At 39.1% G+C, this 23,799-nt stretch carries 29 protein-coding genes; 24 read left to right on the plus strand and 5 right to left on the minus strand.

The genetic code is table 11. The features are described from left to right. The first annotated feature begins 365 nt into the window (after positions 1–365). From G603_RS0101675 to G603_RS0101790, 21 genes are all read left to right on the plus strand, one after another. Entirely contained in the window at positions 366–773 is a 408-nt protein-coding gene (locus G603_RS0101675; RefSeq protein WP_026669114.1) for an iron chaperone, read from the plus strand. 14 nt (positions 774–787) lie between these two features. Further along, positions 788–970: a hypothetical protein gene (locus G603_RS22190; protein WP_026669115.1), complete on the plus strand. Its 183-nt coding sequence runs from the start codon at positions 788–790 to the stop codon at positions 968–970. Positions 971–1,500: 530 nt separating this feature from the next. Beyond that, complete coding sequence (locus tag G603_RS0101685) at positions 1,501–2,355, plus strand: hypothetical protein (RefSeq protein ID WP_035791694.1); 855 nt, start codon at positions 1,501–1,503, stop codon at positions 2,353–2,355. Between the two features lie 202 nt (positions 2,356–2,557). Continuing rightward, a complete protein-coding gene (locus tag G603_RS22690) occupies positions 2,558–2,707 on the plus strand; it encodes a hypothetical protein (RefSeq protein ID WP_207637054.1) in 150 nt (49 codons plus the stop codon). A 14-nt stretch (positions 2,708–2,721) separates the two neighbouring features. After that, on the plus strand, positions 2,722–3,252 hold the full coding sequence (locus tag G603_RS0101695) for a hypothetical protein (RefSeq protein ID WP_026669117.1): 531 nt from the start codon (positions 2,722–2,724) through the stop codon (positions 3,250–3,252). A gap of 127 nt (positions 3,253–3,379) precedes the next feature. Further along, a complete protein-coding gene (locus G603_RS0101700) occupies positions 3,380–5,107 on the plus strand; it encodes an N-6 DNA methylase (protein WP_026669118.1) in 1,728 nt (575 codons plus the stop codon). A gap of 10 nt (positions 5,108–5,117) precedes the next feature. Next, a complete protein-coding gene (locus G603_RS0101705; RefSeq protein ID WP_026669119.1) occupies positions 5,118–5,399 on the plus strand; it encodes a hypothetical protein in 282 nt (93 codons plus the stop codon). After that, positions 5,368–6,177: a hypothetical protein gene (locus tag G603_RS0101710; protein ID WP_155832597.1), complete on the plus strand. Its 810-nt coding sequence runs from the start codon at positions 5,368–5,370 to the stop codon at positions 6,175–6,177. Before G603_RS0101705 ends, G603_RS0101710 begins: the two co-directional genes overlap by 32 nt. A 414-nt stretch (positions 6,178–6,591) precedes the next feature. Continuing rightward, positions 6,592–7,209: a hypothetical protein gene (locus G603_RS0101720; protein ID WP_026669121.1), complete on the plus strand. Its 618-nt coding sequence runs from the start codon at positions 6,592–6,594 to the stop codon at positions 7,207–7,209. Between the two features lie 301 nt (positions 7,210–7,510). Beyond that, a complete protein-coding gene (locus G603_RS0101730; protein ID WP_035791740.1) occupies positions 7,511–8,500 on the plus strand; it encodes a virulence RhuM family protein in 990 nt (329 codons plus the stop codon). Between the two features lie 89 nt (positions 8,501–8,589). Beyond that, positions 8,590–8,796, plus strand: coding sequence for a hypothetical protein (locus G603_RS18870; RefSeq protein WP_051207356.1), 207 nt, complete (start codon positions 8,590–8,592; stop codon positions 8,794–8,796). A 586-nt stretch (positions 8,797–9,382) separates the two neighbouring features. Continuing rightward, positions 9,383–10,156: an ElyC/SanA/YdcF family protein gene (locus G603_RS0101745; protein WP_035791697.1), complete on the plus strand. Its 774-nt coding sequence runs from the start codon at positions 9,383–9,385 to the stop codon at positions 10,154–10,156. Positions 10,157–10,270: 114 nt separating this feature from the next. Beyond that, a complete protein-coding gene (locus G603_RS22195; RefSeq protein ID WP_196808030.1) occupies positions 10,271–10,414 on the plus strand; it encodes a hypothetical protein in 144 nt (47 codons plus the stop codon). Between the two features lie 68 nt (positions 10,415–10,482). Beyond that, positions 10,483–10,662 carry a hypothetical protein gene (locus tag G603_RS0101755; protein WP_026669125.1) on the plus strand — a complete coding sequence of 60 codons (180 nt, stop codon included), beginning with the start codon at positions 10,483–10,485 and terminating at the stop codon, positions 10,660–10,662. Then, positions 10,659–11,111, plus strand: a complete 453-nt coding sequence (locus G603_RS0101760; RefSeq protein WP_026669126.1) for a GNAT family N-acetyltransferase — start codon at positions 10,659–10,661, stop codon at positions 11,109–11,111. Before G603_RS0101755 ends, G603_RS0101760 begins: the two co-directional genes overlap by 4 nt. A 28-nt stretch (positions 11,112–11,139) precedes the next feature. Continuing rightward, a complete protein-coding gene (locus G603_RS18875) occupies positions 11,140–11,688 on the plus strand; it encodes a GNAT family N-acetyltransferase (protein ID WP_035791753.1) in 549 nt (182 codons plus the stop codon). Positions 11,689–11,808: 120 nt separating this feature from the next. After that, the gene (locus G603_RS0101770; RefSeq protein WP_026669127.1) at positions 11,809–12,789 is read left to right on the plus strand and encodes a phosphotransferase family protein; all 981 of its coding nucleotides are present in this window, start codon (positions 11,809–11,811) and stop codon (positions 12,787–12,789) included. A gap of 87 nt (positions 12,790–12,876) precedes the next feature. Next, complete coding sequence (locus tag G603_RS0101775; protein WP_026524185.1) at positions 12,877–13,596, plus strand: LytR/AlgR family response regulator transcription factor; 720 nt, start codon at positions 12,877–12,879, stop codon at positions 13,594–13,596. 12 nt (positions 13,597–13,608) lie between these two features. Beyond that, positions 13,609–15,228 carry an ATP-binding protein gene (locus G603_RS0101780; RefSeq protein ID WP_026669128.1) on the plus strand — a complete coding sequence of 540 codons (1,620 nt, stop codon included), beginning with the start codon at positions 13,609–13,611 and terminating at the stop codon, positions 15,226–15,228. Positions 15,229–15,259: 31 nt separating this feature from the next. After that, positions 15,260–16,573 (plus strand): ABC transporter substrate-binding protein, encoded by a 1,314-nt coding sequence (locus G603_RS18880; protein WP_051207358.1) that lies wholly within the window; start codon positions 15,260–15,262, stop codon positions 16,571–16,573. 137 nt (positions 16,574–16,710) lie between these two features. Next, positions 16,711–16,917, plus strand: a complete 207-nt coding sequence (locus G603_RS0101790) for a hypothetical protein (RefSeq protein ID WP_026524183.1) — start codon at positions 16,711–16,713, stop codon at positions 16,915–16,917. 14 nt (positions 16,918–16,931) lie between these two features. On the opposite strand, the gene G603_RS0101795 is transcribed toward G603_RS0101790, so the two are convergent. The 3 genes from G603_RS0101795 to G603_RS0101805 are packed head-to-tail and all read right to left on the minus strand — an operon-like array spanning position 16,932 to position 18,547. Then, the gene (locus tag G603_RS0101795) at positions 16,932–17,534 is read right to left on the minus strand and encodes a TatD family nuclease-associated radical SAM protein (protein WP_026669129.1); all 603 of its coding nucleotides are present in this window, start codon (positions 17,532–17,534) and stop codon (positions 16,932–16,934) included. Beyond that, positions 17,527–17,670: a hypothetical protein gene (locus G603_RS22200; protein ID WP_155830978.1), complete on the minus strand. Its 144-nt coding sequence runs from the start codon at positions 17,668–17,670 to the stop codon at positions 17,527–17,529. Before G603_RS22200 ends, G603_RS0101795 begins: the two co-directional genes overlap by 8 nt. A 46-nt stretch (positions 17,671–17,716) precedes the next feature. Then, the gene (locus tag G603_RS0101805; protein WP_035791702.1) at positions 17,717–18,547 is read right to left on the minus strand and encodes a bifunctional hydroxymethylpyrimidine kinase/phosphomethylpyrimidine kinase; all 831 of its coding nucleotides are present in this window, start codon (positions 18,545–18,547) and stop codon (positions 17,717–17,719) included. A 404-nt stretch (positions 18,548–18,951) separates the two neighbouring features. Here G603_RS0101805 and abc-f point away from each other — a divergent pair, with 404 nt between their 5' ends. Both abc-f and G603_RS0101815 read left to right on the plus strand, forming a co-directional pair. Further along, positions 18,952–20,550: a ribosomal protection-like ABC-F family protein gene (abc-f, locus tag G603_RS18885; protein ID WP_051207360.1), complete on the plus strand. Its 1,599-nt coding sequence runs from the start codon at positions 18,952–18,954 to the stop codon at positions 20,548–20,550. A gap of 1 nt (position 20,551) precedes the next feature. After that, positions 20,552–21,358, plus strand: coding sequence for an alpha/beta fold hydrolase (locus G603_RS0101815; protein ID WP_026669131.1), 807 nt, complete (start codon positions 20,552–20,554; stop codon positions 21,356–21,358). A gap of 166 nt (positions 21,359–21,524) precedes the next feature. Here the strand turns inward: G603_RS0101815 and G603_RS0101825 are convergent, their stop codons facing one another. Then, complete coding sequence (locus tag G603_RS0101825; RefSeq protein WP_026669133.1) at positions 21,525–21,779, minus strand: Fur family transcriptional regulator; 255 nt, start codon at positions 21,777–21,779, stop codon at positions 21,525–21,527. A gap of 12 nt (positions 21,780–21,791) precedes the next feature. Continuing rightward, on the minus strand, positions 21,792–22,367 hold the full coding sequence (locus G603_RS0101830) for a DUF3793 family protein (protein ID WP_026669134.1): 576 nt from the start codon (positions 22,365–22,367) through the stop codon (positions 21,792–21,794). Between the two features lie 222 nt (positions 22,368–22,589). Here G603_RS0101830 and G603_RS0101835 point away from each other — a divergent pair, with 222 nt between their 5' ends. Next, positions 22,590–23,792 carry an MFS transporter gene (locus G603_RS0101835; RefSeq protein ID WP_026669135.1) on the plus strand — a complete coding sequence of 401 codons (1,203 nt, stop codon included), beginning with the start codon at positions 22,590–22,592 and terminating at the stop codon, positions 23,790–23,792. The last annotated feature ends 7 nt before the right edge of the window (positions 23,793–23,799 follow it).

Consider the following 23,799-nt stretch of genomic DNA (forward strand, 5'->3'; position numbering starts at 1 on the left):
AGTTATGATAGCAGGATATAGAACGTTCCTTAAGATTACGTATTTTTCCTGCTTCATCAAGTTTTTTCAAATATTCATCATACATAGTAAAACCTCCGAAAGTATAGTCATTGATAGGAACAACTAAAACTTCGGAGGTGCATGTACATCAAAATGATGCTTGTACTTTGCACAAGCGAATGATATTCTTTTCATGGCAGTGTTAGTAATGATCCTGTTTGATTGTTAAGTTTCGCGACTACAACAATACTACTATTAGGACTTACTTTCTACTGCCTTTTTGATAAAAAGAAAATCACTGCACACAGCCTAGGCAGGCCATCGCGCAGCGATTTTGTTCAATCGAGATTTGAAGAGGTGAAGCCATGGCATGGAAATGTCCGAAATGCGGCAGAGAGTTCAGCAGACAAAACCAGGACCATTACTGTGTGAAACCGCAGAATATTGATGAATACATTGCTGCCCAGGATGAGAAATATAAGCCCAGATTAATGGAGATCCGGGAGATCCTTCGTGATGCACTGCCGGACGCGGAGGAACGGATCTCCTGGTCGATGCCCACTTATTGGAAAGGTCGTAATATCATTCATTTCGCAGCATCAAAGAAACATCTGAGCATTTATCCCGGTGATGAGGCTACAGCTGTATTTACGGAGGAACTCTCCGATTATGACGTAAGCAAGGGCACGATACGGATCCCCTATGATCAGCCTTTACCGGAAGCACTGATCATAAGGATCGCAAAATGGTGCTTTGAGAACTATTCCAAATAAGGTGTAAAGATGGTATGAAGAACGCAATAGAGATCCGTTGTATTCGGGAAAACGAACTCGGCCTTCTCAAAGACTTTTTATATGAAGCCATATTCATTCCGGAAGGTGTGGAGCCGCCTTCGAGAGATATTGAAGAAACGGAACATTATGGTGTTTTCAAAACAGGGTTCATTTTAAGGCCTATCGTTAAAAGGTGAAATGTGTTCAAAGCCAGTGTTTATCGTGCTTTAGAGCTGCTGGCTGCCATGTTGAAACTGTCGTCCTCTTAACGAAGGCAACTGTAAAGGAAGCCTGAGTTTAGAGACGACTGTTGTTCTGGCTCGCATGCTTGCATGCGAGAGCAGAACTACCTTGTGAAAAAGTGGTGGGCTTCACACGAGAGCGGAACTTCCTTGTGAAAAAGTGGTGGGACGAAACAAGTGACTTTCGGCGTACAATGTACATTTGGGGGATAGGAAAAAAGACCTATCTGCGGACAATGTTTTTGTACGCATATATATATAAGGATTTTACATAGTACGCCAGGATGTATCTTGATGGCTTTGGGGACAGATAACTCCGCGGAGAGGTATCAGAGGAAGGCATAGATATTGGCGGACAATGAAATGGATTGAAAACTGTAGGCTTTGGTCTGCAGTTTTTTTGTTGGAAAGATACTATAGTATAATTAGTAAATGAGAAAAAGCGATGGTTCACATTTATTCGTGCATGTTGAGGAATAAAGAATATGAGACTTGAAGAATACATTCTTAAGAGAAAAAAGGAAGATGGTATCAATGAATTTGATAAGGATAAAAGAGCTGAGAACACAAGAACCTGTGTAAACTATGTGTTTGAGTACTTTAATAATTATCTTGAGACAACAGCTGGAGAGGAAAAGACATTCTTGCATAATGAAAAGATTGAGAGGTACGCACGTACTTTGGGTAGATACTCAGAAGAGATACAAGAGTGGCTTGTGGATATGTATTCTTCTTATGGAAGGTATTTAAATCAGACGATACCAAGGCTCATCAAGGATAAGTATTTTTTATTATATGATTCAGAAGCAGAGTTTAGGTCATTATCATATGAACTATATCCGAAAGTTATAAAGAAATATGGCTTTATGAAATCACAGTCGGAGATGTTGTTTCGTTTCATAAAGGATGAACATCGTGCAAGAAGTATAATTTCAGAAGAATTTGAGACACCACATATTACAGACAGTATTGATGAGTGGATCAGCAAAACATACCTTAAGTACGGAGTAAATATGTATAATTTCTGCTCTGAATACTTATTTGAGTTTATGGATGATCCAGACAGATGGCCTAAGACTCACAAAAGGCACTCTGTGTACTATGACGAATATAGTAAGTCAGACTTAAAGTATAAAGTTTCTAAATCTGTTCTGTATGATTATGATTTCAGGCAAAAAAGTAATCTATTCGGGCTAGATACGCTATATAGAGAAATGCCTAAGAAGCCTTTTGTTAAAGGAAAGAAGCAGGAAATAGAGTGTATTCTCATGTATGTGTATTGTCATGAATGGTCAAATCAAGATCAGTACTGGGAAGAGTATTCTTCAAAAATGATTTAATAACGGATAATAAGTTATTTTGGAACTGTAGGCTTTGGCCTGCAGTTTTTGCCTTTATAGCATGTTTACAGCATGTTTTTATGCTGTCCAGATTATCGCCCATATGTTGTGAGTATAATAGGATTGTAAGAAAAGAGGTGAACTTAAAGAGGGGACAGAGGGAAAAAGTATTGAAGGGCATTATTTATAAGGAGGTACTAAGATGTCCAAACATTATTCACTTCACTATGGAAGGAGCAATCTACCATTAACAAAGTTTGATGTTATCATTGCAAGGATCTGTCTGTTTGCAGTTGGTTTTTGTGTATTAGCGGTATTTGCTTTTGTAACTTTGTTGTTTATCATTTTATAATCGGAGGTGGTCCTATGCTTTTTGGAAAGAAAGACAGCAAGGTCAAGTTTGATTTCAAGGTAGTAGGTGGTGGATGGGAAGACTATGTTCTTACTGTCGACGGCAAAGAAATATACCTTATAACGACAGATATATTCGTGACATATGAATTGAATGAGCTACTTGAATGGCTGTGCTGCCTTAGTCATGACTACAACACATATGATAATACGCACAATGATGTAGCATATACTAATCTGTGCGAAGGAATACTGATAGATCCAGGACAGGGTGACTTTATGACTGAAATAGAAGCCCCGGGTGAAACGCATTCTCCAGAATACTACGATCAGTTTTATGATGAGGTGCCTGAGAGTTTCAGTATCTTGTGGTCTGGAGAATCCAATAGTTTTCTTTGGACAGTAAAGAGAAGCCTTGAACGGGGAAATAAGTTTATGTTAGATGTGACTATAAAAACACATTATTATGGGAGTGAAGATGAAGAACTCTATCAATACTGCATGGTAGTGGAATCATTACTGTGCAGTTTTATTATATGGCAATGAAATTTGGAAAATAAAAACCAAAAAAGTATTGACATGATAATTCTGTGGTGATAGGATAAGCTCAACAAAAGAAAATTGGAAAGCAAAAACCAAATAAAGAAAAACAAAAACCGAGGAGGCTGTTACTATGAAACAGGATATATTCAATTTAGTGTCAAAAGAAAGAGCAGAGGTCGTGAAAGAAGAGCTTATTTCCTATATGAACACCATAGAGGGATTTAAAGATGATTATGAGGATAGCAAGCTTCATGAAACAGTAATTTGTTACTTTTTATGGAAGTTAAAAACAAATCCAAAGATAAAAACTCCCAATGATCTAAACTCTAAAGGATGTTTTAGAGAAAAGAATCATTATGTAACAATGATTCAGGATGATTGTCTGGGACTGTTTTATGAAAATGAATATGAGTGGAATAGACTACTGGAAACTGCTAACAAATACTCAACAGAAGAGCTTGTGTCAGCCATTATGAATACAGAGTTCATAGAGGAAGAAGTATATGAAAAGTATTTCGCTAATCTTCCGGCTGAGATAGGCGAACTTGCAGATTCAATATTGAATATCAAAGCTAATGAGAAGGTTCTTGATATCTTTGCTTCTTCTTATCCACTAGAGTCTCAGGAGAGAAACGACGCTGCAAAGTACGAGGTTTTCGATGAGGATGATTATCCTATGCTCACCTTAGTTTCGATCCTTGCTGATGTTATGGGATATTCTGAAATGAGTTTTAGAAGCGATATTGAAGCTGAAAGTTATGACAAGATAATGATCAATAACGCTATGGAATCCTCGGACAGAGTATTAACATCAGATGCAAAAGCTGAACTGGAAGAGGCATGGGAAGATTTTCCAACTGAATTATCAAATGAATGGAATATGTGTGCTTATGCTTTATGTCACATGAATAAAGATGGAAAGATTGTAGCCATAATGAGTGGTGGGCAACTTACAGTAAATAGGTGTAAAGAAGCAAGGAAATATTTTTGTGATAAAGGATTTATTGAAGGAGTAATAGCCTTACCGGATAAAATGTACTCTGATACCTGGGTGAATCCATATTTGATAATCATTGGAGCAGATAATAAGAAAATACGCTTCTTGGATGTGAGAGATGCATATGTTCCAAGTAGGAAAAAAGGTAAAAGGATCAATAAGCTTTCAGCAGAAAACATTGACGCTATCCTGAAGAGCTATAAAAAGGGTGATAATGCGATAGATGTTGAGTTGGAAGAAATAAAAGAAAATGATTACATTTTATCGCCTATGAGATACAGAAGAATTAATGATCAGGGCGTAAAAACCATAAAACTTGAAGATGCTGTTATTGAAATTAAAAGAGGAATGACGCTGGCAGCAAAAGATATGGATCAGAGCATAGCAGCAGAAGTGTCAGAAAAAAAAGTCATACTTCCTTCCAATATAGCTAATGGCATTGTCACATCCGATCTTTATTATCACGGGGATATAAGAAAACAGGGAAAGAACGAAGCGAGATATGGTGACGTTCTTGTAAGTAAGACAGGCAATCCATTCTCCGTGGCTGTGGCTCGCGATAACTATCTTGTAATAGGGAACACTTACATTTTAAACATTGATAACAAAAAGATAGATCCTGATTATTTAAAATGCTTCCTTAGTAGTGAGATGGGACAAAAAGAAATGGGAAAGTATGCAACTGGAGCTGCAACCCCGATAATTAGTGTTTCAAATTTATTGAGGATAGAGATTCCTATTTATGAAGGGAAAACACAGAAAGAATTAAACAGACAAGCAAAGGAACTTGTTCAGACTTTAGAAGAGTGCAATAGGCAGATCAATGTGTGCAATCAAGAGATAGAAGCGCTCTTCGGATAAGGAGAAAAATATGGCAGAAGCAGTATATAGGTATTCAAAGAACGATGTTTGTTCAATTTTGGGGATAACATCTTTTACTCTTGAAAACTGGTACAGGTGGGAGAGGAAAGAGATCACCAATAAAGCAGTTACAGATAACTATCTACCACAGCCAATTAAGCTCGAAAACCAAAAGGGAAAGCCATTGAGATGGTCGCTGGAAATGGTTGAGCTGTTAAAAGCCTATCAGGATCAGATTGTTAGGGGAAGAAACGGCAAATATGGTAAGTATACTAATGCCCACTGGCATTAAGGAATGGATGGTAACAATGGATAAGCAGATTGTGTATAACATTAAAGAATATCTTAAGAATAAAGGCATAGCAGATATTGATAATGAGCAATCAAAAATGCAGCTCAGAGCAGAAGGAAAAGTTTTTTCTACCGAAGAACATCTGCAGGGAATGACATATTCCCTTTTATCTGCGCAGACTGTTTGGGCTAATATTGAGAGGAATTTTGCCGGGATTGACAGGCTGTTCTTCTATTACGACAAAGATGAAATAAAGAAGCATGACTACACATATTTTGTAATGGGATTAAAAAGACTAGGGTGTGGTAGCCGATTAACAAATGCGCAGATGAAAGCTCTGCATGAGAACATTGCTACAGTGGAGAAAATAATAAGCGAATATGGTAGCATGGACGCTTTTGTTACATCACGTCCACAGAGAGACGTGGTTAAGTTAATGTCCTCCAATGGTTCAAAATATAAAATCAAACAGTTTGGCCCTGCACTCACATGGGAATACCTAAGAAATGTTGGTATAGATGGTGCAAAGCCTGATGTACATATGAAGAGAATTCTTGGTAGCGAAAGGCTTGGGGTATCGACAAAAATTGAAGCAACAGATGATGAGGTCCTTGATGCAGTTGAAAAGCTGTCAAAAGAGACTGGCCTTTGGATGGCTGAGATAGATTATCTTTTCTGGCTGTACTGTGCTACTGATAAAGGAGAAATCTGTACATCATCTCCGCGTTGTGAAAAATGCGTTATCAGGGAATACTGTAACAGATATAAGAGCAAATAAGCCGAAAGGAGGCAGTATGATAACACTTATATTGTTATTCTTAGCGCTTATGTTTAAGATGATACTTTTAATACCACTTCTTATAATCAAGATGGTTATACTTCCGTTTAAGATACTAATGGCGCCAGTAAGCGCCATAGGAGGGAAGTAAGGGATTGTTTTATATAATTCGTTGATTGTTGTTTGTTGTTTTTATTACTCATATGTCACGATAACTATACAATAATCGTGACATAACTCGTCAGATAAACTATACAATATATCTGACGAAAATACTTAACAATAAGTGTATGACTGTTTTTCTCAGCATTGTGGGATAGCCCCGATGCTGAGTTTTTATTTGCTTGAAAACGTATTGATACAGCTGTATTATAAAAACGAAAATAAATGTTTCATAAATATGAGAGTGGTGTTATGGTAATTGATTATATTATAGAAAATTATACGGACGGTGAGCCTATTTTTTTGGAGGAGCTTCCATGCAGGTCTAAGGATTATCTCAGGCAGGAAATGAAAAAGCTTGTTGATGAAGGCAGGCTTGAGCGCTTGTATAACGGATTATATTATCTGCCATACACTACAATTCTTGGAACAAAAGGGAAAATCTCTATAGAAAAATACTTGGATAAGAAGTATTTGAATGCAGGTGGGAGAGTATCAGGGTACATTACAGGACTTCAATTGGCTAATCAATATGGTTTTACTACTCAGAATCCTTCATGCTATGAGATATGTAGCAATGAGGCTACGACCAAGCAGAGAAAACAGGATTTGGATGGAAATTCCATTATTGTTTATAAGCCGGTAGATACCATAGATGAGAAGAATAGAGCATCACTACAGTTTCTTGATCTTATGACAAATATCGACAAGTACAGTGAGATCAAAGGGAAAGAGCTGTCTAAGAGGCTGGTAAAGTATGTGAAAACAGCGGGTGTTGATTTTTCAATTGTCAAAAAGTATCTCCAATTCTATCCGGATAAGGTTTATAGAAATATATACCAGGTTGGGCTTATGGGGGAATTGATATAATCAGTATGGGCAAAATATGCCTACACTTGCAAAAGAGATTTATTGCGCAAATGCAGATGGGAAATTGTAAGCATATCCAACCTGTCGGGAATTCCGACAGATTCAAATTTGATGATTGGTCGATATGTAATTATTTGATAAAAAATAACCTGGAAAGCAGTGATATACTAGTATTTATAAATAGTGCAAGTGGGGTTGCTCAAAATAGGAGTAATATTAAAGAAGACCAACGTATTGCTGAAATATCTACAGGAGAATAAAAAGGTTGGAGGAAATAAACGTGACGGATTTCAATAAGCAGATGGAAATGGTGCTATATCAAACTGAAGAAGGCGATGTGGCAGTTGATGCTTATATAAAAGATGAAAGCATATGGATTACACAAAAGTCCATGGCAGAGTTGTTTGGGGTGCAGACTCCTGATATTTCTAAACATCTAACAAATATTTATGAAGAAGGTGAGTTAAGTAAGGAGGCAACTATTTCCAAAATGGAAATAGTTCAAAATGAAGGCGGACGGCAAGTAAAGCGAAGACCTATTTTTTATAATCTTGACGCTATCATTTCAGTCGGTTACCGTGTGAACTCTATCAAAGCTACGAACTTTCGTATATGGGCAACTAAAGTCCTGAAAGAGTATATGACTAAGGGCTTTGTTCTTGATGATGAACGCCTTAAGCAGGGGAAGACAGCTTTTGGAAAAGACTACTTCCGTGAATTGTTGGAAAGAGTACGATCAATTCGTGCCAGTGAACGCCGTATTTGGCAGCAAATAACTGATATATTTGCTGAGTGTAGTATTGATTACACTAAAGATTCGGAGATTGCTTATCATTTTTATTCAACAATTCAGAATAAGTTTCATTATGCAATTACAAACCACACTGCAGCGGAAATTGTATATGAATCAGCTGATCATGAGAAAGAGCATATGGGCCTCACAACTTGGAAGTATGCTCCTGACGGAAGAATTCTAAAATCTGATGTTTCTGTTGCCAAGAACTATTTGGAAGAAAAGCAAATTCGTCAGTTGGAACGAGCTGTTACGGGATACTTTGATTATATTGAAGATTTGATAGAAAGAGAAAATGTCTTCACAATGAAGGAATTTGAAGAGAGTGTAAATGCTTTTCTCGAATTTCGTCAGTATAAGATTCTTAAGGACAACGGAAGAATTTCTCATAAGCAGGCGATGGACAAGGCAAATGCAGAATATGAGATATATAACAAGACACAGCCGATAGAATCAGATTTTGATAAAACTGTTAAGAAAATGTTGGGAGAAAAGTGATATGCAAGTCCGCTTGCACAATTGCCTCGAATTCGAGGTAATTAAAGATGATGATTGCGAAAGAATAGGTGGATTAGAGGGGGATTATTATGACTGATACTAATGGTGAGTTTTCAGAAGAAATCCTAGCAGATCTTATCAAAGAGGGATATTCTGGACAGGAACTGAAAAAAGAACTTCAGAATAGACAGGCGAAAGTAAAGCTTGCAGTTGAGAAAATGTTGGATGATGCTCACAAGATGGCAACCGGGGAGGCTAAATCAATGTCTTATGATGAAGTCTTCGGTGGGGAGTAACGTTAGGGGAACATAAATCCCTACGCATTGCATAAATCTTTAATGAAAACGCAGACAGGTTCTGGTTTTAGCACATGCTTGGGGTGAGAATACATCTGAATGTACAAAGGAAGATGTAGCCAATATAGTAAAAATCAGAAAAATGTATTTGCTTGAATTTTTAACACCCATAATCGCTATTTTTTCCAAAGGGGTATACAGTATTAGTCCGTATATGTACATGCAAACATAGATGATTACGCATGTTGAGACTGTGGTACTGCTGACAAAGATGGCAAAATAAAATACCCGGAAAAGCATAAAATAAAGGGGTTCGGTAGAAATCCCCTGAAATGGGGATTTCTGGTGGAATCCTTTTTGATATGAATTTTCAACAGTTCTGACTACTGATATACAGGTGGTAAGGCTGAATGACTATTATGGAAAATAGTAGAGCAGTTTAGTTTAAAATAAAATTCTTTTTGCTGATTCATTTCCGTGCAGTTACTCTCATGTCTTTATGAAGGATATATAATGTCTGACGGATAAGGCTCTGTTATAATACTTATCTACGAACCGTTTCTGCTCAACAAAAAAAGGAGAACTGATGAATACAGCTGAGAACATAAATATAATAGGCGCCTTCTGTGGGGGGCGCGATGTCGAGGAACTTACAGAGGAGGCACTTTACAGAAAATACAATATCCATCAGGCTGATGTGATGGCGCTGTTTGGAGGTACCATCCTGTGCGGTGGTGATGTAATGGCTGAGGCGATGAGGGAGAATGTCGCTAAGACATATATAATCGTCGGAGGCTTTGGACATACCACTTCTACCCTGCAGGAAACAATGAAAGCTCTTTTTCCGGATGTTGATGCATACAATATGCAGGAAGCGGAATTATTCAATATCTATCTGAATAGAAAATTCGGACTTAGCGCAGATTATCTTGAAACTGCGTCAACCAACTGTGGTAATAATATCACTAATCTGCTGGAGCTTCTCGAAAAAAACAATATACCATGCAAGAGCATTATCCTTTCGCAGGATGCGACCATGCAGCGGAGGATGTCTGCCGTGATGAGAAAGTACAGACCGGAGCTTCAGATCATCAATTACGCAACCTACCGGGCGGAGGTGGTCCGGAAAAATGGAGATATTTCTTTTTCATCGGACATAAAAGGCATGTGGGATATGGATCGGTATATCAGCCTTATCATGGGAGAGATTCCGAGGCTTATGGATGATGAAAAAGGTTATGGCCCCAGAGGAAAGGGATATATTGCACATGAGGACATCCCGCCCGATGTACGAAAGGCCTTTGACGAGCTTCTTGAGCAATACGAGGTACGTAAAGCAAATCCGGAATTTTCATCGTAGATAGTATTCCTTATTCAAAAGGTGGGAAGCGACAATTCCTGCTTTTTCTATATCACTATATTCTATGATTTATCAGAGTATAGCGAATAAAGATTGATATAGTGATAAGAAGGTTTGAACGAAGCAGAGCTCTATAAGGAACTCGGAGTTTTAACAAAGGATAAGAGCAGGTGGGAAGAAAACATTCCGTATGTGTCATCGCTTCTTGCTAACGAATCTGAAAAAATTAAAGCAAAGGCTCTATGGCTGCTCGGATAGATATGCAGAACTATGCTATTTGGGATATATTGGCCTATTTTGACACGTACAATTCAAGGAGTAAAAACATGATACTTGTAACAGGAGCATCAGGATTTGTCGGACATAAGATTATGGAAATGTGTAGGGACGTTATTGCAGCGCCGTCCCTGAGAGGAATGTCCGAAGATGATATTAAGCATTTGGTATGTGAAAGTGATGCTGATGCGATAATACATACTGCGGCAAAAGGAGGGGACGGTAAATGACCACGTTCAGAAAAGCTGAAGTGACTGATGCAGAGGTGCTGGTAGACATATATAACTCTTCGTTTTTTGATGATTACGTAAAATATGGCGAATGTCCGGCATATGGAAGAACAAAAGAAATGATGGAGCAGTCAATAATTGATTATCCTAAATTCCTGATCATTTTTGATAACAAACCGGTTGGCTGCATTTCATGTAAAGAGTTGGAAACCGGAAAATATGAAGTCGGATGTTTATGCGTTATTCCGGAGTTTCAGGGAAGAGGGATAGGAACCGCTGCAATGGAATTTGCAAAATCGTTCTATTCCGATTGGAAGCAGTTCACGTTGGTAACACCGGTGGACAAAACACAAAATGTCAAATTTTATACAGAAAAATGTGGCTTTGGTATTCGGTCCGAAGAAATGGATGGAAATGTTAAGGTCATCAGATTTGTATTGGAAAGATGAATAAAGTAAAGGGAATCAGGAATAAAAAATGATCAAACTTGAAACAGAAAGATTATACCTTAGAGACTACGAAGAAGCTGACTTTGAGGCATATTACAAATTGAAAACCGATGAAGAGACTATGTACTATATGCAGGATATCAAGCTTGTTGATCGCGAGTCAGCCAGGGCTGAGTTTGAGGATGTGCTTGCGGACATGGAGAGTGAACATAGGAAATTTTATTTTCTTCATGTTGAATTAAAAGATACTCATGAACAGGTGGGCAGCATAGGTTATACATTAGTGGACGATACACCTGTGGGAAAGATTGTTCATCTTGGATATTTTACTTATCCAAAATTCTGGGGGAATGGATATATTTCAGAGGCGCTGAGGAAACTTCTGGAATTTGCATTTACCGAGAATAATGTGTACAGAGTTACCACAGGATGCCTTAAAGAGAATGTCCGCTCTGAGAGAGTCATGCAAAAGAACGGTATGATAAAAGAGGCAGAGCATATCGATTATGAGTGGCATGATGGACAGATGAGAACTCGCCTGGAGTACAGACTTTTGAAAAAAGAATGGAACAAATAAAGAAAAGCAAATGCGTGTAAAACAGGTCTTTATCAGTGCAAACCCAGGCCTGTTTTTGTGCGTTGTGAAATAATATGATTATGAGAAAGTTAAGGAATGAGTATTGTAGGAGGCAGGAAAATGGTAGTAAGTAAGACAAAATATGAAGCTTCGGAAGCGGAGATTAAGGAACTGTTTTCTTTACATAAAGTTGGTAACGTAACAGAAATTGCTACTCTTGGAGATGGTGAATTTAATGCAGCCTATAAGGTTACCTGTGATGATGGCGTAAGCTACGCTTTAAAGATAGCTCCCAAAGAGGGCTCAAAGGTTCTTAGCTATGAAATAAACATGATGGAATCCGAGGTCTTTTGGTATACGCAAATGCACGAAAAGACTGATATTATCTGTCCTAAAGTTTATGCCTTTGATTTTTCAAAGAAGGTTATAAAAAGCAACTGCTTTATCATGGAGATGATGGAAGGTGAGCCCTTGTGGGCCATGAATTTTTCAGAAAAAGAATACGAAAATGTTCAAAGGCAGAAGATCGGCATGCTCTCCAAAATTCATAGAATTACAAACGACAGATTTGGCTACATGCAGATGGGACTTATGGATTCATGGTATGAAGCCCTTAAGTACATGGCATTTAGCCTGGTTAATGACTGCAAAGAACTTGGAAAAGACACTCCTGATGGGGAGAAGTTTTTAAGCCTTATTGATAAATATGAAAAGCTCCTCAGAGAAGTACCTTGCAGAATGGTGAATTTTGATCTCTGGGATAGCAATGTTTTATATAATGCTGGGATAGGAAAAATCTGCTGGATAGATCCTGAGCGCGGTTTTTGGGGTGATCCTGTTGCGGATTTTATCACACTTGGCCCCGGACAGAAGTCGCCGCTTTCTGATAAGCAGAAGGAACTTGATATTTATAATGGTATGGCAAAAGAGAAGATTCGGCTGACTAAAGAAACAGAGATCAGATATGCGCTGGCGGTTTGCTACCTTGCGCTAATTGAAGAAGTGGAAAAATATGTCAGATATGAAGAAGATGATCCCACTTACATCAGAAATACAGTTGATGCAAGAGATATGTATGATATGGCATTTGGGATCCTTTGACCTTTGTAGACTTGGTGAATAGTGATAGAATATTTATGTGTGAAAAAGGCAGAAATATTCTATTTGTAAATGTAGGGGGAAATTACAATGCTTCGTATAGCAATATGTGATGACGACAGATCGGATAGAGAGCGTATTCATAGATTTGTTACTGAGTATCTTGAAATAAAAAACACACAGGCAGAGGTAAGGGTATTCGATCATCCTGATAAATTGATTCAGGAGTGCGAGAGCTTCAGACCACAGGTATATATTCTTGATATTGTAATGCCTATGGTAACCGGTATCCAGGCAGCGAGAGAACTGCGATGGAATCAGCCTGATGCACAGATTATTTTTGCCACATCTGAGAGTTCATTTGCGTTGGAATCCTTTGACGTAAACCCAATAAACTATATTGTAAAACCAGTAGATAAAGAGAAGCTTTTTTCCACATTGGATCTTGCTTTGTCCAGAATTCAGACTGATGACAGGAAATCCGTTATGGTCAAGATAAAAGGCGGTATGTGCACGTTGAGACTCGATGATATAATGTACATCGATTACCGCAATCATGTGGTTACTTATCACATGGCAAATGGGGAGGTCGTATCAACACCCACACTTAGAATAGGATTTTCCGAATATATGGATGAAAATCATTCTGATCAGGATTTTATCAGATGCCATGAATCAATCAGCGTTAATCTCGAAGCTATAGATAAATTGACAAAGACAGACATTACGCTGAGAAATAAAGAGCTTATTCCCGTATCAAAGAGCAGATATACCGAGGTTGCGGACAGATATATGGATTTCAGACTATAGAGGTGACAACTAATGCATGACTTTCTTTTGTATGCGATCATTATCAGTATATTTGGTATGTTCTTTGAGGGCTATATCATTTTCAAAAACCTCAAGAACAAGCTTCATGCATATCTTTTTCTTAACTGCATTGTGATGCTTGTAAATAATATAGGCTATCTTTTGCAGCTCCTATCAAAAACAGAAGATGAATATATTGCAGCGCTGAAGTTTTCTTACGCCGGGAGAGTATGGATAGTATTCTCTCTTTTTCTGTTTACGGTAGAGTTTTGTCATGTAAAGGTTCCAAGTTTTTTTATCAGAGCATTCATTCTCTTTAATACATTTACTTATGTACTGGTGTTTACGCTGGAAAATCATAATCTTTATTATTCCAAGATGTGGTTTGACAAGGACGGACTTTTCCCGGTTCTTTTGCATAGAAATGGAATTGTTCATTCAATCTATATGCAGGTTCAGGCCATAGTTATTCTCATTAACTTTTACTGGCTGTTTAAAGAGCTTAGAAGATATAAAGGCAAGATAGCAAAAAAGCGTGCGATGATAATTATTGCGGGCTTTGTTGTTGAGTCCGTTCTTTTTATCTGCCAGATTACACATGCATTCTTTGTTACATATTTCTTTGATATTTCTGTATTTGGAAATGTGGCGGTTACAATTTCCATGTTCATCGCTATATTCAGATTCAATCTGCTTGGAATCATAGATATGGCAAGGGAATACATAGTTGACAGACTTTCCGAAGGCGTTATTGCCGTGGATGCAGATGACAGGCTTTCCTACTACAACGAGCATGCAAAGGAGCTTTATCCTGAGATTGTAAACGATCCGGAGGGGGTAGTAAAGCAGCTTCGTGAGGCTATTGTGAAGGGCAGTACTCTAGAAATCGGGGACAGATTTTTTTCACCTGAGGAAAAAGAACTTTATGCAGAAGGTGAAGTTATCGGTAAACTGTATGCTCTTGTGGATACCACAGTTTTAAAGCAAAAGGAGTATAAACTAAAAGCTGATGCAGCTATGCTGGAAATGGCTGCTGACAGTATGAAGGAGCGCCTCCATGCAACGGAAGAGATATTAAGCCAGGACAGAACCATGAGACATGACCGCAGACATTTTGAGGCTCTGGTTTTATCTCTGATTCAGGATGGAAAGGTGGACGAAGCAAGGGAGTGCCTTGAAGAGCGCTTATCACAGGAACCCCGCACGGGCTTAAGATACTGTGAAAATCCCACAGTTAATGCGGCTATAATGCATTATGTAACCGTGGCTGAGCGAAATAATATAAATGTAAAAGTGTTGGCTAATATTCCATTTAAGCCCGGAGTCGATGAGATGCAGCTTGCAATTGCGATCAGTAATCTGTTTGAGAACGCAATACATGCTTGCGAAAAAGTTCCGGAAGCCGAGCGCTTTATTGAGATCACTGCTAAGTTCAAGCAGCAGCTTCTGTTTGAGATTGTTAATTCCTGTGATGGAAAAACAGAGCTTAACGAGGAGGGATATCCCGTGACATCTGAAGTAGGGCATGGCATCGGAACCCGCAGCGTTCTTGATTTTGTGAAGAAGTCAAACAGTGAGATAAGATATATTGCAGAAGATAATAAATTTAAAGTACGAATGATGGTTGGTTGAGGAACTATAAATGTTCCGGGGAGACTGGATAATGAAACGAGGAATATTGTTTCTTCTTACTATGATCATGTGTCCGATTATTATGTCAGGATGCGGGATGCAAAAGCAGAGAGATGTTACTACTGTAACCTTCCAGACCTGGAATCCGGCGGACACAGGACCAGACAGTCCGATTTATAAGATCATAGATTCTTTTGAAAAAGAAAATCCTGATATTAAAATTAATTATGTTTTTGTAGGCTTTGGAGATTATCAGGATCATCTTCGCGTAGAGCTGATGGGAAATAACGGACCGGATGTATTTGGAATTCCTTCGGGAGTATTTTTTGATACATCAAAGGTCTTTGAAGAAGAGCTGACGCCCTACTGTGAGGAAGCCTGGGGATCTGACTGGCAGAGCAAATTCTTTGATTCATGCATCACAGCGGTAAGTGATGAGCATGGGGATATATACGGACTGCCTCTTGGGCAGACCTACGCCGGGTATTTATGGGCTGACGTAAACATGCTAAAAGAGTATGGCTGCGCAGTTCCAAGAAGCTACAAAGAAATGCAGGAAACATGTTTAAAGCTTCGGGAAAACGGTCAATATCCCATGGCGATCGGCGCCAAAGATGCATGGCTTAGTCATGATGTGTGGATGTCCATAGCCGCTGATTGCGACAGGGACGCATTATATGATGCCATAGAAGGCAGGGGCAGCTTTGAGACGGAGCCCATTATTGAATCCTTCAGGATTTGGCAGGACAGCTTCACTAACGGAGTATTTCAGGACAAAGCCATAAAAATGCCACTGTACGATACCGTTAATGACATGTTCCAGAAAGAGGGAAGTATTCCGATGTTTGCAAATGGTTCCTGGGCTATGAACATGTATACAATTAGCGATGAAAAGACCCAGAAAAATTTCAACAGCCAGGGAGCAGACCATGATATTTTCCTGATCGATTGGAATGACGATGGAAGAGTGTCTCCGGTAACAGCTGCTGTTGATGTAATTCTTTGCCTTAATCCTGAGTCCAAGGTTAAGGAAGCGGCATTCAAATGGATGGATTATTTGGTTAACGAGGGCCAGGAACTACTGGTAAATCAGTATCTGGAATACATGCCATCCCGCTCGGATATGACATTAAATGTTCAGGGATTAAATGAGGATGGACAAAAGAATCTTGAAAACATAATTGAAAACGGAAAGACAAATGTCGCAGGCCCCCGAATAATAAAATATGAAGATCTGAGTCTTGCTGTCAGGGATGCTTTGGAGGATCTTGCTAAAGGTACTATCACTCCGGAGGAAGCAGCTGCCAGAGTGCAGGAAGTATCACGAAATACAATACGTCAATAGCCCTCTTTTTCGGGAAACCGAATTTACGAATACAGTGAAAAACAGACCAGATTCGGTGCACGATAAGGTCTGTTTTTTATTGCATGATAGAGTAAATATATAGAAAAGTATTAAATGCCAGGAGGAAAGAGAGGTTTATGGAAAAAAAGGCAAATAGATATGAAATACCCAAAAGAGATGGAAGTGTATGGCCGGATGACATCTGCCCGGCATATACACCCAGGGAAGATGCCATTCCTTCAATACAGGGCTGCTGGTACTGCAAATATGCAGATTTCCATCTCAAAGAAGAACGTGCACTTGAGGTCGGAATATGCAGCTGGCCCAAGAAAATAATAGATTAGGGAAATAGTGATATTCAGTTACTGCTATACTTTCTTATCCTAAGTGGAATATCATGTTCTTTGGACAGGGCAATGCACCTGTCTTTTTCCTCTTCCGGAAGAACATCTACGATAGACCAGCGGACATCGCCGATAACTTCGCGGGCCCTTTTTGTGAATTCGAGCATGTTTTCATAACCATTATCGAGGGTAGGTCTTGTTACCTCCTCATATTCCTTTTTTGAAGGCGCGTTAAGACTTACAGAGACGCTGTCGATGACTTTAGCTAGTTCAGGGACTATGTCGCGACCGTTCTCTGCTGAGCCCTGGCCATTAGTATTGAGCCTGGTTTTAAGACCTTTTTCTTTTTTGGCATAGGCAGCAGCATCAAGAAGAATATCAAGCTGGCAGGTGGGTTCACCGTAGCCGCAAAAGACCAGTTCCTTATATCCTGTAAAATCAAAATTTTTAATTGCGTCTAGAACCTCTTCTTTTGAGGGATTAACCTGATGCCACAATGTGTCTGCATCACCAACACCGTCTTTTACAAATCTGATGCAAAAAGTGCACCTGCAATTACATTTGTTAGTTATATTGGCATACACGGAATCTTTGTATGTATAGATAATATCAGCCATTTACTGCCACCACCTTTGATTTCATTTTAACTCTGTCAAGAGTCTGTCCAAGAAGCAGGAAAAAGATCATACTGCCACCGGATTGCACCAGGCCTCCCGTGAAGCCGGATAGAAGAGCTGCTTCAAATCCAAACATGATTGTAAATTCTGCTGTTTCTGTTTTTCATAGTTAGTCCTCCTCTTTACAATATGAGCATTTTTAAATTTTTCTCGTATTCAACACCGGCATTAGGTGACGTAGCCGGGGATGTATCTTTTACAGAAGTGTATATAAATCTGCTTGCAAGATCAGCCGCATCGAAAGCGCTTTTCCCTGATATAAAAGCTCCAAGAAATACCGCAGCAAAAAGATCTCCTGTACCTGAATAATGAACTCTGTTACTTTTGGAGGAAATGAGCCGGCTGACACCATTTTCCAAAATATAGTTACCAACTTCGTCATCATCTTCCATGGGAATACCTGTAACTGTAATAATTTTTCCCTGATCGCCGCCAATCAACATAGATAATCTGCTAATCTCGCTGATCAGCTTTTCGCTCTTTAGCTTCATTATGGTTTCCGGGTCTTCACCTGCAAGGAGTATCAGCTCCGTTAGGTTTGGAGTGATTATGTCAGCTTCTTTTGTCATTTCACGTATCGTATGAAGCAGATCCACGGAGAAATTCTTATATGTTTTCCCATCGTCGCCAAGCACCGGATCTACAAGTACAGTAGTGTTATCTGTCTTGAACTGCCTTATAAAATCTAAAGAGTTAAGTGCCTGCGTTTGGCTCATCATGAAGCCTGTTATTATCCCCTCGAAGGTTTCTGACTGCTTTTTCCATTCCCTTGTATATTCAGGTATTATGCCTGTCAGATCCTTGCTATAAAAAGAAGGATAGCCTGTTTGAGCGCTAAGTACTGCAGTAGGAACGGGACAGCATTGGATTCCCATTGCAGATAAAACAGTCATATCCACCACCAAGGAACATTTTCCAAATCCGGAAAGATCGTTTATTGCAGCTACTTTCATAATTATTTGCTCCTTTATCGCTTTGCTATGATAAAGAATATATTCCAAAAATTGGTATCATTAAAATAGTCAGTTTTGATTATTTTATTAATACCAGATTAAAAAGTATTGTTTTTACTTCCCAAAAGTGATAGCCTAATGATTAGTAAAAAAGAAAGGCACGCATCTTGCGTGTAGGTGAAGAAATGAGATATTGATAATTTGATTTGGTTAACGCGAACGAAGAATTTGAATGGCCCAGAGGGGTTTGTTTGTGTATGCCGAATTAGATTATCGTATTCGTTTTGAAGCCGCCCACAGGGATGCTCTTTTTGGCATATATCGGGTCTTCATTTGTACGTATAATCTGCTTTCGGCATGAAGCAGATTTTTTTGTGCCATTTTTTATAACGGAGGTGGTGTGTATGGCACAGATACAGGTGATAGACCTGACTTTTTCTTATGATGGAAGTGCAGATGATGTACTTCAGGATATTTCATTTAGCATTGATACAAATTGGAAGCTTGGACTTATTGGCAGAAATGGAAAAGGTAAAACTACGCTGCTTAATCTTTTCATGGGAAGATATGAGTACAGAGGAAGTATTAAAGCCGGTACCCGTTTCGATTATTTTCCTTACAAGGTAGACGAATCTGATTATTCTCGGAATACCATAGACCTTTTGGAAAAATGGAAACCGCAGATTGAGCAATGGCAGGTGATGATTCAGATGAACGAGCTGCAGATGGATTCGGAATGTCTATATAGGCCGTTTGGAACGCTTAGCTTTGGTGAGCGTACAAGGGTCATGCTTGCGGTACTGTTTGCAGCAGAGAACGAGTTTCTTTTGATTGACGAGCCCACTAATCATCTTGATAGCAGGGCACGGGATATTGTAAAAGACTATCTTTCCTCTAAAAAGGGCTTTATTCTGGTATCCCATGATCGAGATTTGCTTGATGGTGTATGCGATCATGTGCTTGTAATGAACCGGTCCACGATAGAGGTCCAGGCAGGCAATTTTACGACATGGTGGGAAAATAAAGAAAAGAAGGATATTTTTGCCAAGGCGGAAAATGAAAAGCATCTTAAGGAAATCAGTAAGCTTAAGGTTGCTGCTGACAGAAACAGCAGGTGGGCAGAAAAAAATGAAAATACAAAGATAGGATTCGATCCCATCAAGGAGCATGACAGAAGCATAAGTACCAGGTCATTTATCGGTGCGAAAACAAAAAAGATGCAGTCCAGGGTAAAGGCTGTAGAAAAGCGCATAGATCATGAAATTGAGGAAAAAGAGGGATTGCTTCAGGATATTGAGAAGGTTACGGATCTGAAGCTGGAACCTTTGACATTCCATAAAGAAGTGTTGGTAAATGCAATTGACCTGTCCCTGAAATATGATGATGCTGAAAATGAGTTGTTCTCTGACCTTCGTTTTCAGGTAAAGAGAGGAGATAGAATAATCCTTTCAGGAGAAAACGGGTGCGGGAAGTCCAGTATATTAAAAGCTGTATTACAGAGAATTAATGACGGAGAATACAACCATGATTTGGGATTGTCTGTAGCCGGTGAGCTTAGTGTTGCTGCCGGTATGACAGTTTCGTATGTAAGCCAGGATACATCATTTTTATCCGGCTCTCTTAGGAAGTTTTGTGAGAAAAAGGGACTTAACGAAAGCTTATTCCTTGCAATTCTAAGACAGCTTGATTTTGGACGTGAGCAGTTTGTAAAGAACATGGAAGATTTTTCAGAAGGCCAGAAAAAGAAGGTCCTTATTGCAGCAAGCCTGATAACACCGGCGCATTTATACATATGGGATGAGCCTCTCAATTTTATAGATGTATTCTCCCGTATGCAGATTGAAAAGCTTATCCTGGAATACAAGCCAACCATGCTTCTTGTTGAGCATGATGTGAGATTTCAGGAAAAGGTTGGCACCGGCGTAATTACGGTAGGAAATGCTTTAAAGGACCCGGTGGGGACGGAGTTATATGACCAAATAGAATTTAGAGGAGAAGCCTAAAATGTTCTATAATGCCAAAAATGAAAATATCCAACTGGATGGTACTGACTGCGATTATATTAGTTTTGGAACAGGAAAAGAGAATCTTATAATGCTTCCCGGAGTGGGAGACGGTTTTAAGACAGCAAGGGGTATCGCAGTGCCTTTTGCTTTTATGTATTCCGGATTTGCTCAAAACTTTAAAGTTTATGTTTTCAGTAGGAGAAATGTCCTTCCGGAAGATTTTTCTACTGCTGACATGGCTGATGATATCGATAAGATCATGGATATGATCGGTATAAAAAGTGCCAGTGTTTTTGGTGTATCGCAGGGTGGCATGATTTCACAGCAGCTTGCCATAAGACATCCTGAAAGAGTAAAGAAGCTTGTTCTTGCAGTTACTGCCTCGAGGCCAAATGAGCTTATGAAAGAAGCTCTGGAATCCTGGATAAAGATGGCTGAGAGTGATGACTATGCCGGAATAATGCTGGATACTGCAAAGAGGTCATACACCGGAAAATATCTTGAGCGCGGAATAAAGATGAACAGTCTTTTAGCGAAAATGAAGCCCAAGGATTATTCCAGGTTCATTACTTTGTGCAGATCGTGTCTTTCTCATGATGTGTATGACATGCTCCAGGAGATAAGTTGTCCCACCTTCATAGTAGGTGCAGATAAAGATCTTGTGCTGGGCGGAGAAGCATCCATTGAAATGCACGATAAAATAAATGGCAGTACGTTATATATGTACGAAGGATACAGTCATGGAGTCTATGAGCAGGCTAAGGATTTTAACGGCAGAATACTGGATTATCTTACAGCTCTGTGACACTTGCTGTTAATAAGTAATATAAGCAGAACCGTGATTGATTTGATAAATACCAAATCCGTTGCGGTTCTTTTTTTATCCAAAATCATGAAAGGAACAAAAAGATGAAAGAAAATGTATGTAAGGTAGTGGCCAAGGTTACCGGAGTTATTGATGAAAACCAAATTCAGTAGTTGCTGGAAACTCCCCCTGACAGAGAAATCATATCTATATGCTTTAAGATTCCAACATCTTCAAGCAGTCTTATCATACGGTAAACTGTAGCAGTTCCGACGGTGCTGTCCTTGGAAACTACCTTGTGGTAGATTTCCTTGCAGGAGGCACCGTCACTGCTGAGGATTATATCCAGTATGAGCTTTCTTTGTTTGGTTATTCTAAAACCATTATCCTTTAATAGAGATATTACATATTCATTACTCATCAAGGCCTTCCTTTATGATGCAGCTGATCTGCTGCGGGCTGTATTTACTACCATCTGAGATAAGCATCTGCCTCCTGACAGGCACTTTTTGTAGATTTCAGTACATTTTCTGTAGCTCGAAAAAGTCTTTTCTGCTTTTTCCTTATCACCATAAACTTTCCAATAGCCAACGCATTTAACGCCCTTTCTTGTGTCCTCCATGAAGCCTTTAACATCTACAGGAGGATAACCCAGGAAAAGACCAATCTCATGGGGGAAGGATCCATCATTATGAATGTGGTGAATGAGGTGAACAATATCACTTTCTATGGAGTTACAGCTATATCCCTTTTCAAGAAGAATGTCCCTGGCTTCTTTTGATGAAAGGTCAGCTTTTAGCTTGTCCGGGCGGTATAGGTAGAGCAGAACATTTTTCTCTGTTATCTTAAGCGGAATGGCACGAAGACCCTTTTCCGTAAAGCACTGATTTAATTCACAAAGTTCTTCCTTTATATCTGATATAAGACTTCTGTCTATTGTAAAAATGTTTCCCGTTTTAATTCCTGCTAATGTGGGTGAGCAATTCTCAACTATGATATTATCAGGCATTATTATGGCTCCTCCGAAAAAAATTTTAGTAAAGCGTTAGCAATTGCTAACGAAATTATAACCTATTGTAATTATGTTAGCAATAGGTAACTTTAAATGGCGATGAAACAACATTCCATCACATAATATTTTTTGTTATCTAATTGCGCAAAATAAGTATTTAATGGGCGATTAAGATGATGTATAATTAGCGAAAACTTTAAGTAAATGCAGAGGGATTATATGAAAAAAGCAACCAGAATTTTGACGGTACAGTATTCTTTTTTGCAGCTTGGGTATTGGGTGGACTATCTTTTAATATCATCCTTCGCAGCTGTTCTTTTGATGTCGCGAGGCTTCAAGGCCTCTGAGATAGGTTATGTAACAACCATGGGCTCTGTTATGGCAATATTTCTTCAGACCTATTTATCATCTCTTGCTGACAAATCCAAGAAGATCACTTTGAAGCAGATATTGGGGCTTATGATTGCCATGGCTTTTCTGGCAGCAGGAATAGTCTGGCTTGTGCCATCGTCTCATGTGGCAACCTTTATAGGTATGTTTACAGCCTTTGGTGTGACCAGCTCCATATCGCCGCTGCTTACAGCACTTTGCCTTCAGTATAACTATGCGGGCTACGGTGTGGACTTTGGTATAGCAAGAAGCCTTGGTTCCTTTGGATATGCGGCAGCAGGCTTTGTAATGGGTCAAGTCACAGAGAAATTTGGAGCAAATATCATACTTCCGATTTTCTGCGTGGTTTATGTTCTTTTGATGTTTACACTACTGTCCATGAGAAAGGCTGATAACAATAACGATAAAATGGAGAAGCCTGAAAAGCCCAGCGGAATCATAGAGTTTTTCAGAAAGTATCCGAGATATGATGTTTTTCTTGTAAGTGTAATGCTTATTTATTTCATGCAGATGATACTTGGAACCTACATGATATATTTTGTAAAAAGCTATGGCGGCGCAGAAGCGGAGATGGGTACGGTATTATCTGTAACCGCATTTGCCGAGATGCCGGCAGTTGCTTTTGGAATGTTTTTCTTAAGGAAATTCACAGCACAAAAACTTCTGAAGGTCACAGCTATAGCAGCTTCAATAAAGTTCATTTCAATGATCTTCATTACTGATATAAAGGTGTTTATTGCGCTGATGCTGATACACTTTTTCTACTCCGGAATGTATATGGTTTCATCAGTGTATTTTGCAAATTCCATAGTGGATGATTCCGATGCCGTAAAAGCCCAGGGTATTCTGGCTGTCGGAATCACAGGAGTTGTTGGAATCGCATCAAACATTATCGGCGGCTATATGCTGGAGTTTGTATCAGTAAAGGCGGTTACAGTTCTTGGAGCAGCTCTTGCAATAATCGGAACTGTTACCATGTTCCTTGCAACGGGAGAAAAGATTCCAAAGGTTAGTCAAAAAGCAGCTAAATAAACAGAAG

This window comes from Butyrivibrio sp. AE3006, assembly GCF_000424165.1.
In the GTDB taxonomy this organism is placed as follows: domain Bacteria; phylum Bacillota; class Clostridia; order Lachnospirales; family Lachnospiraceae; genus Butyrivibrio.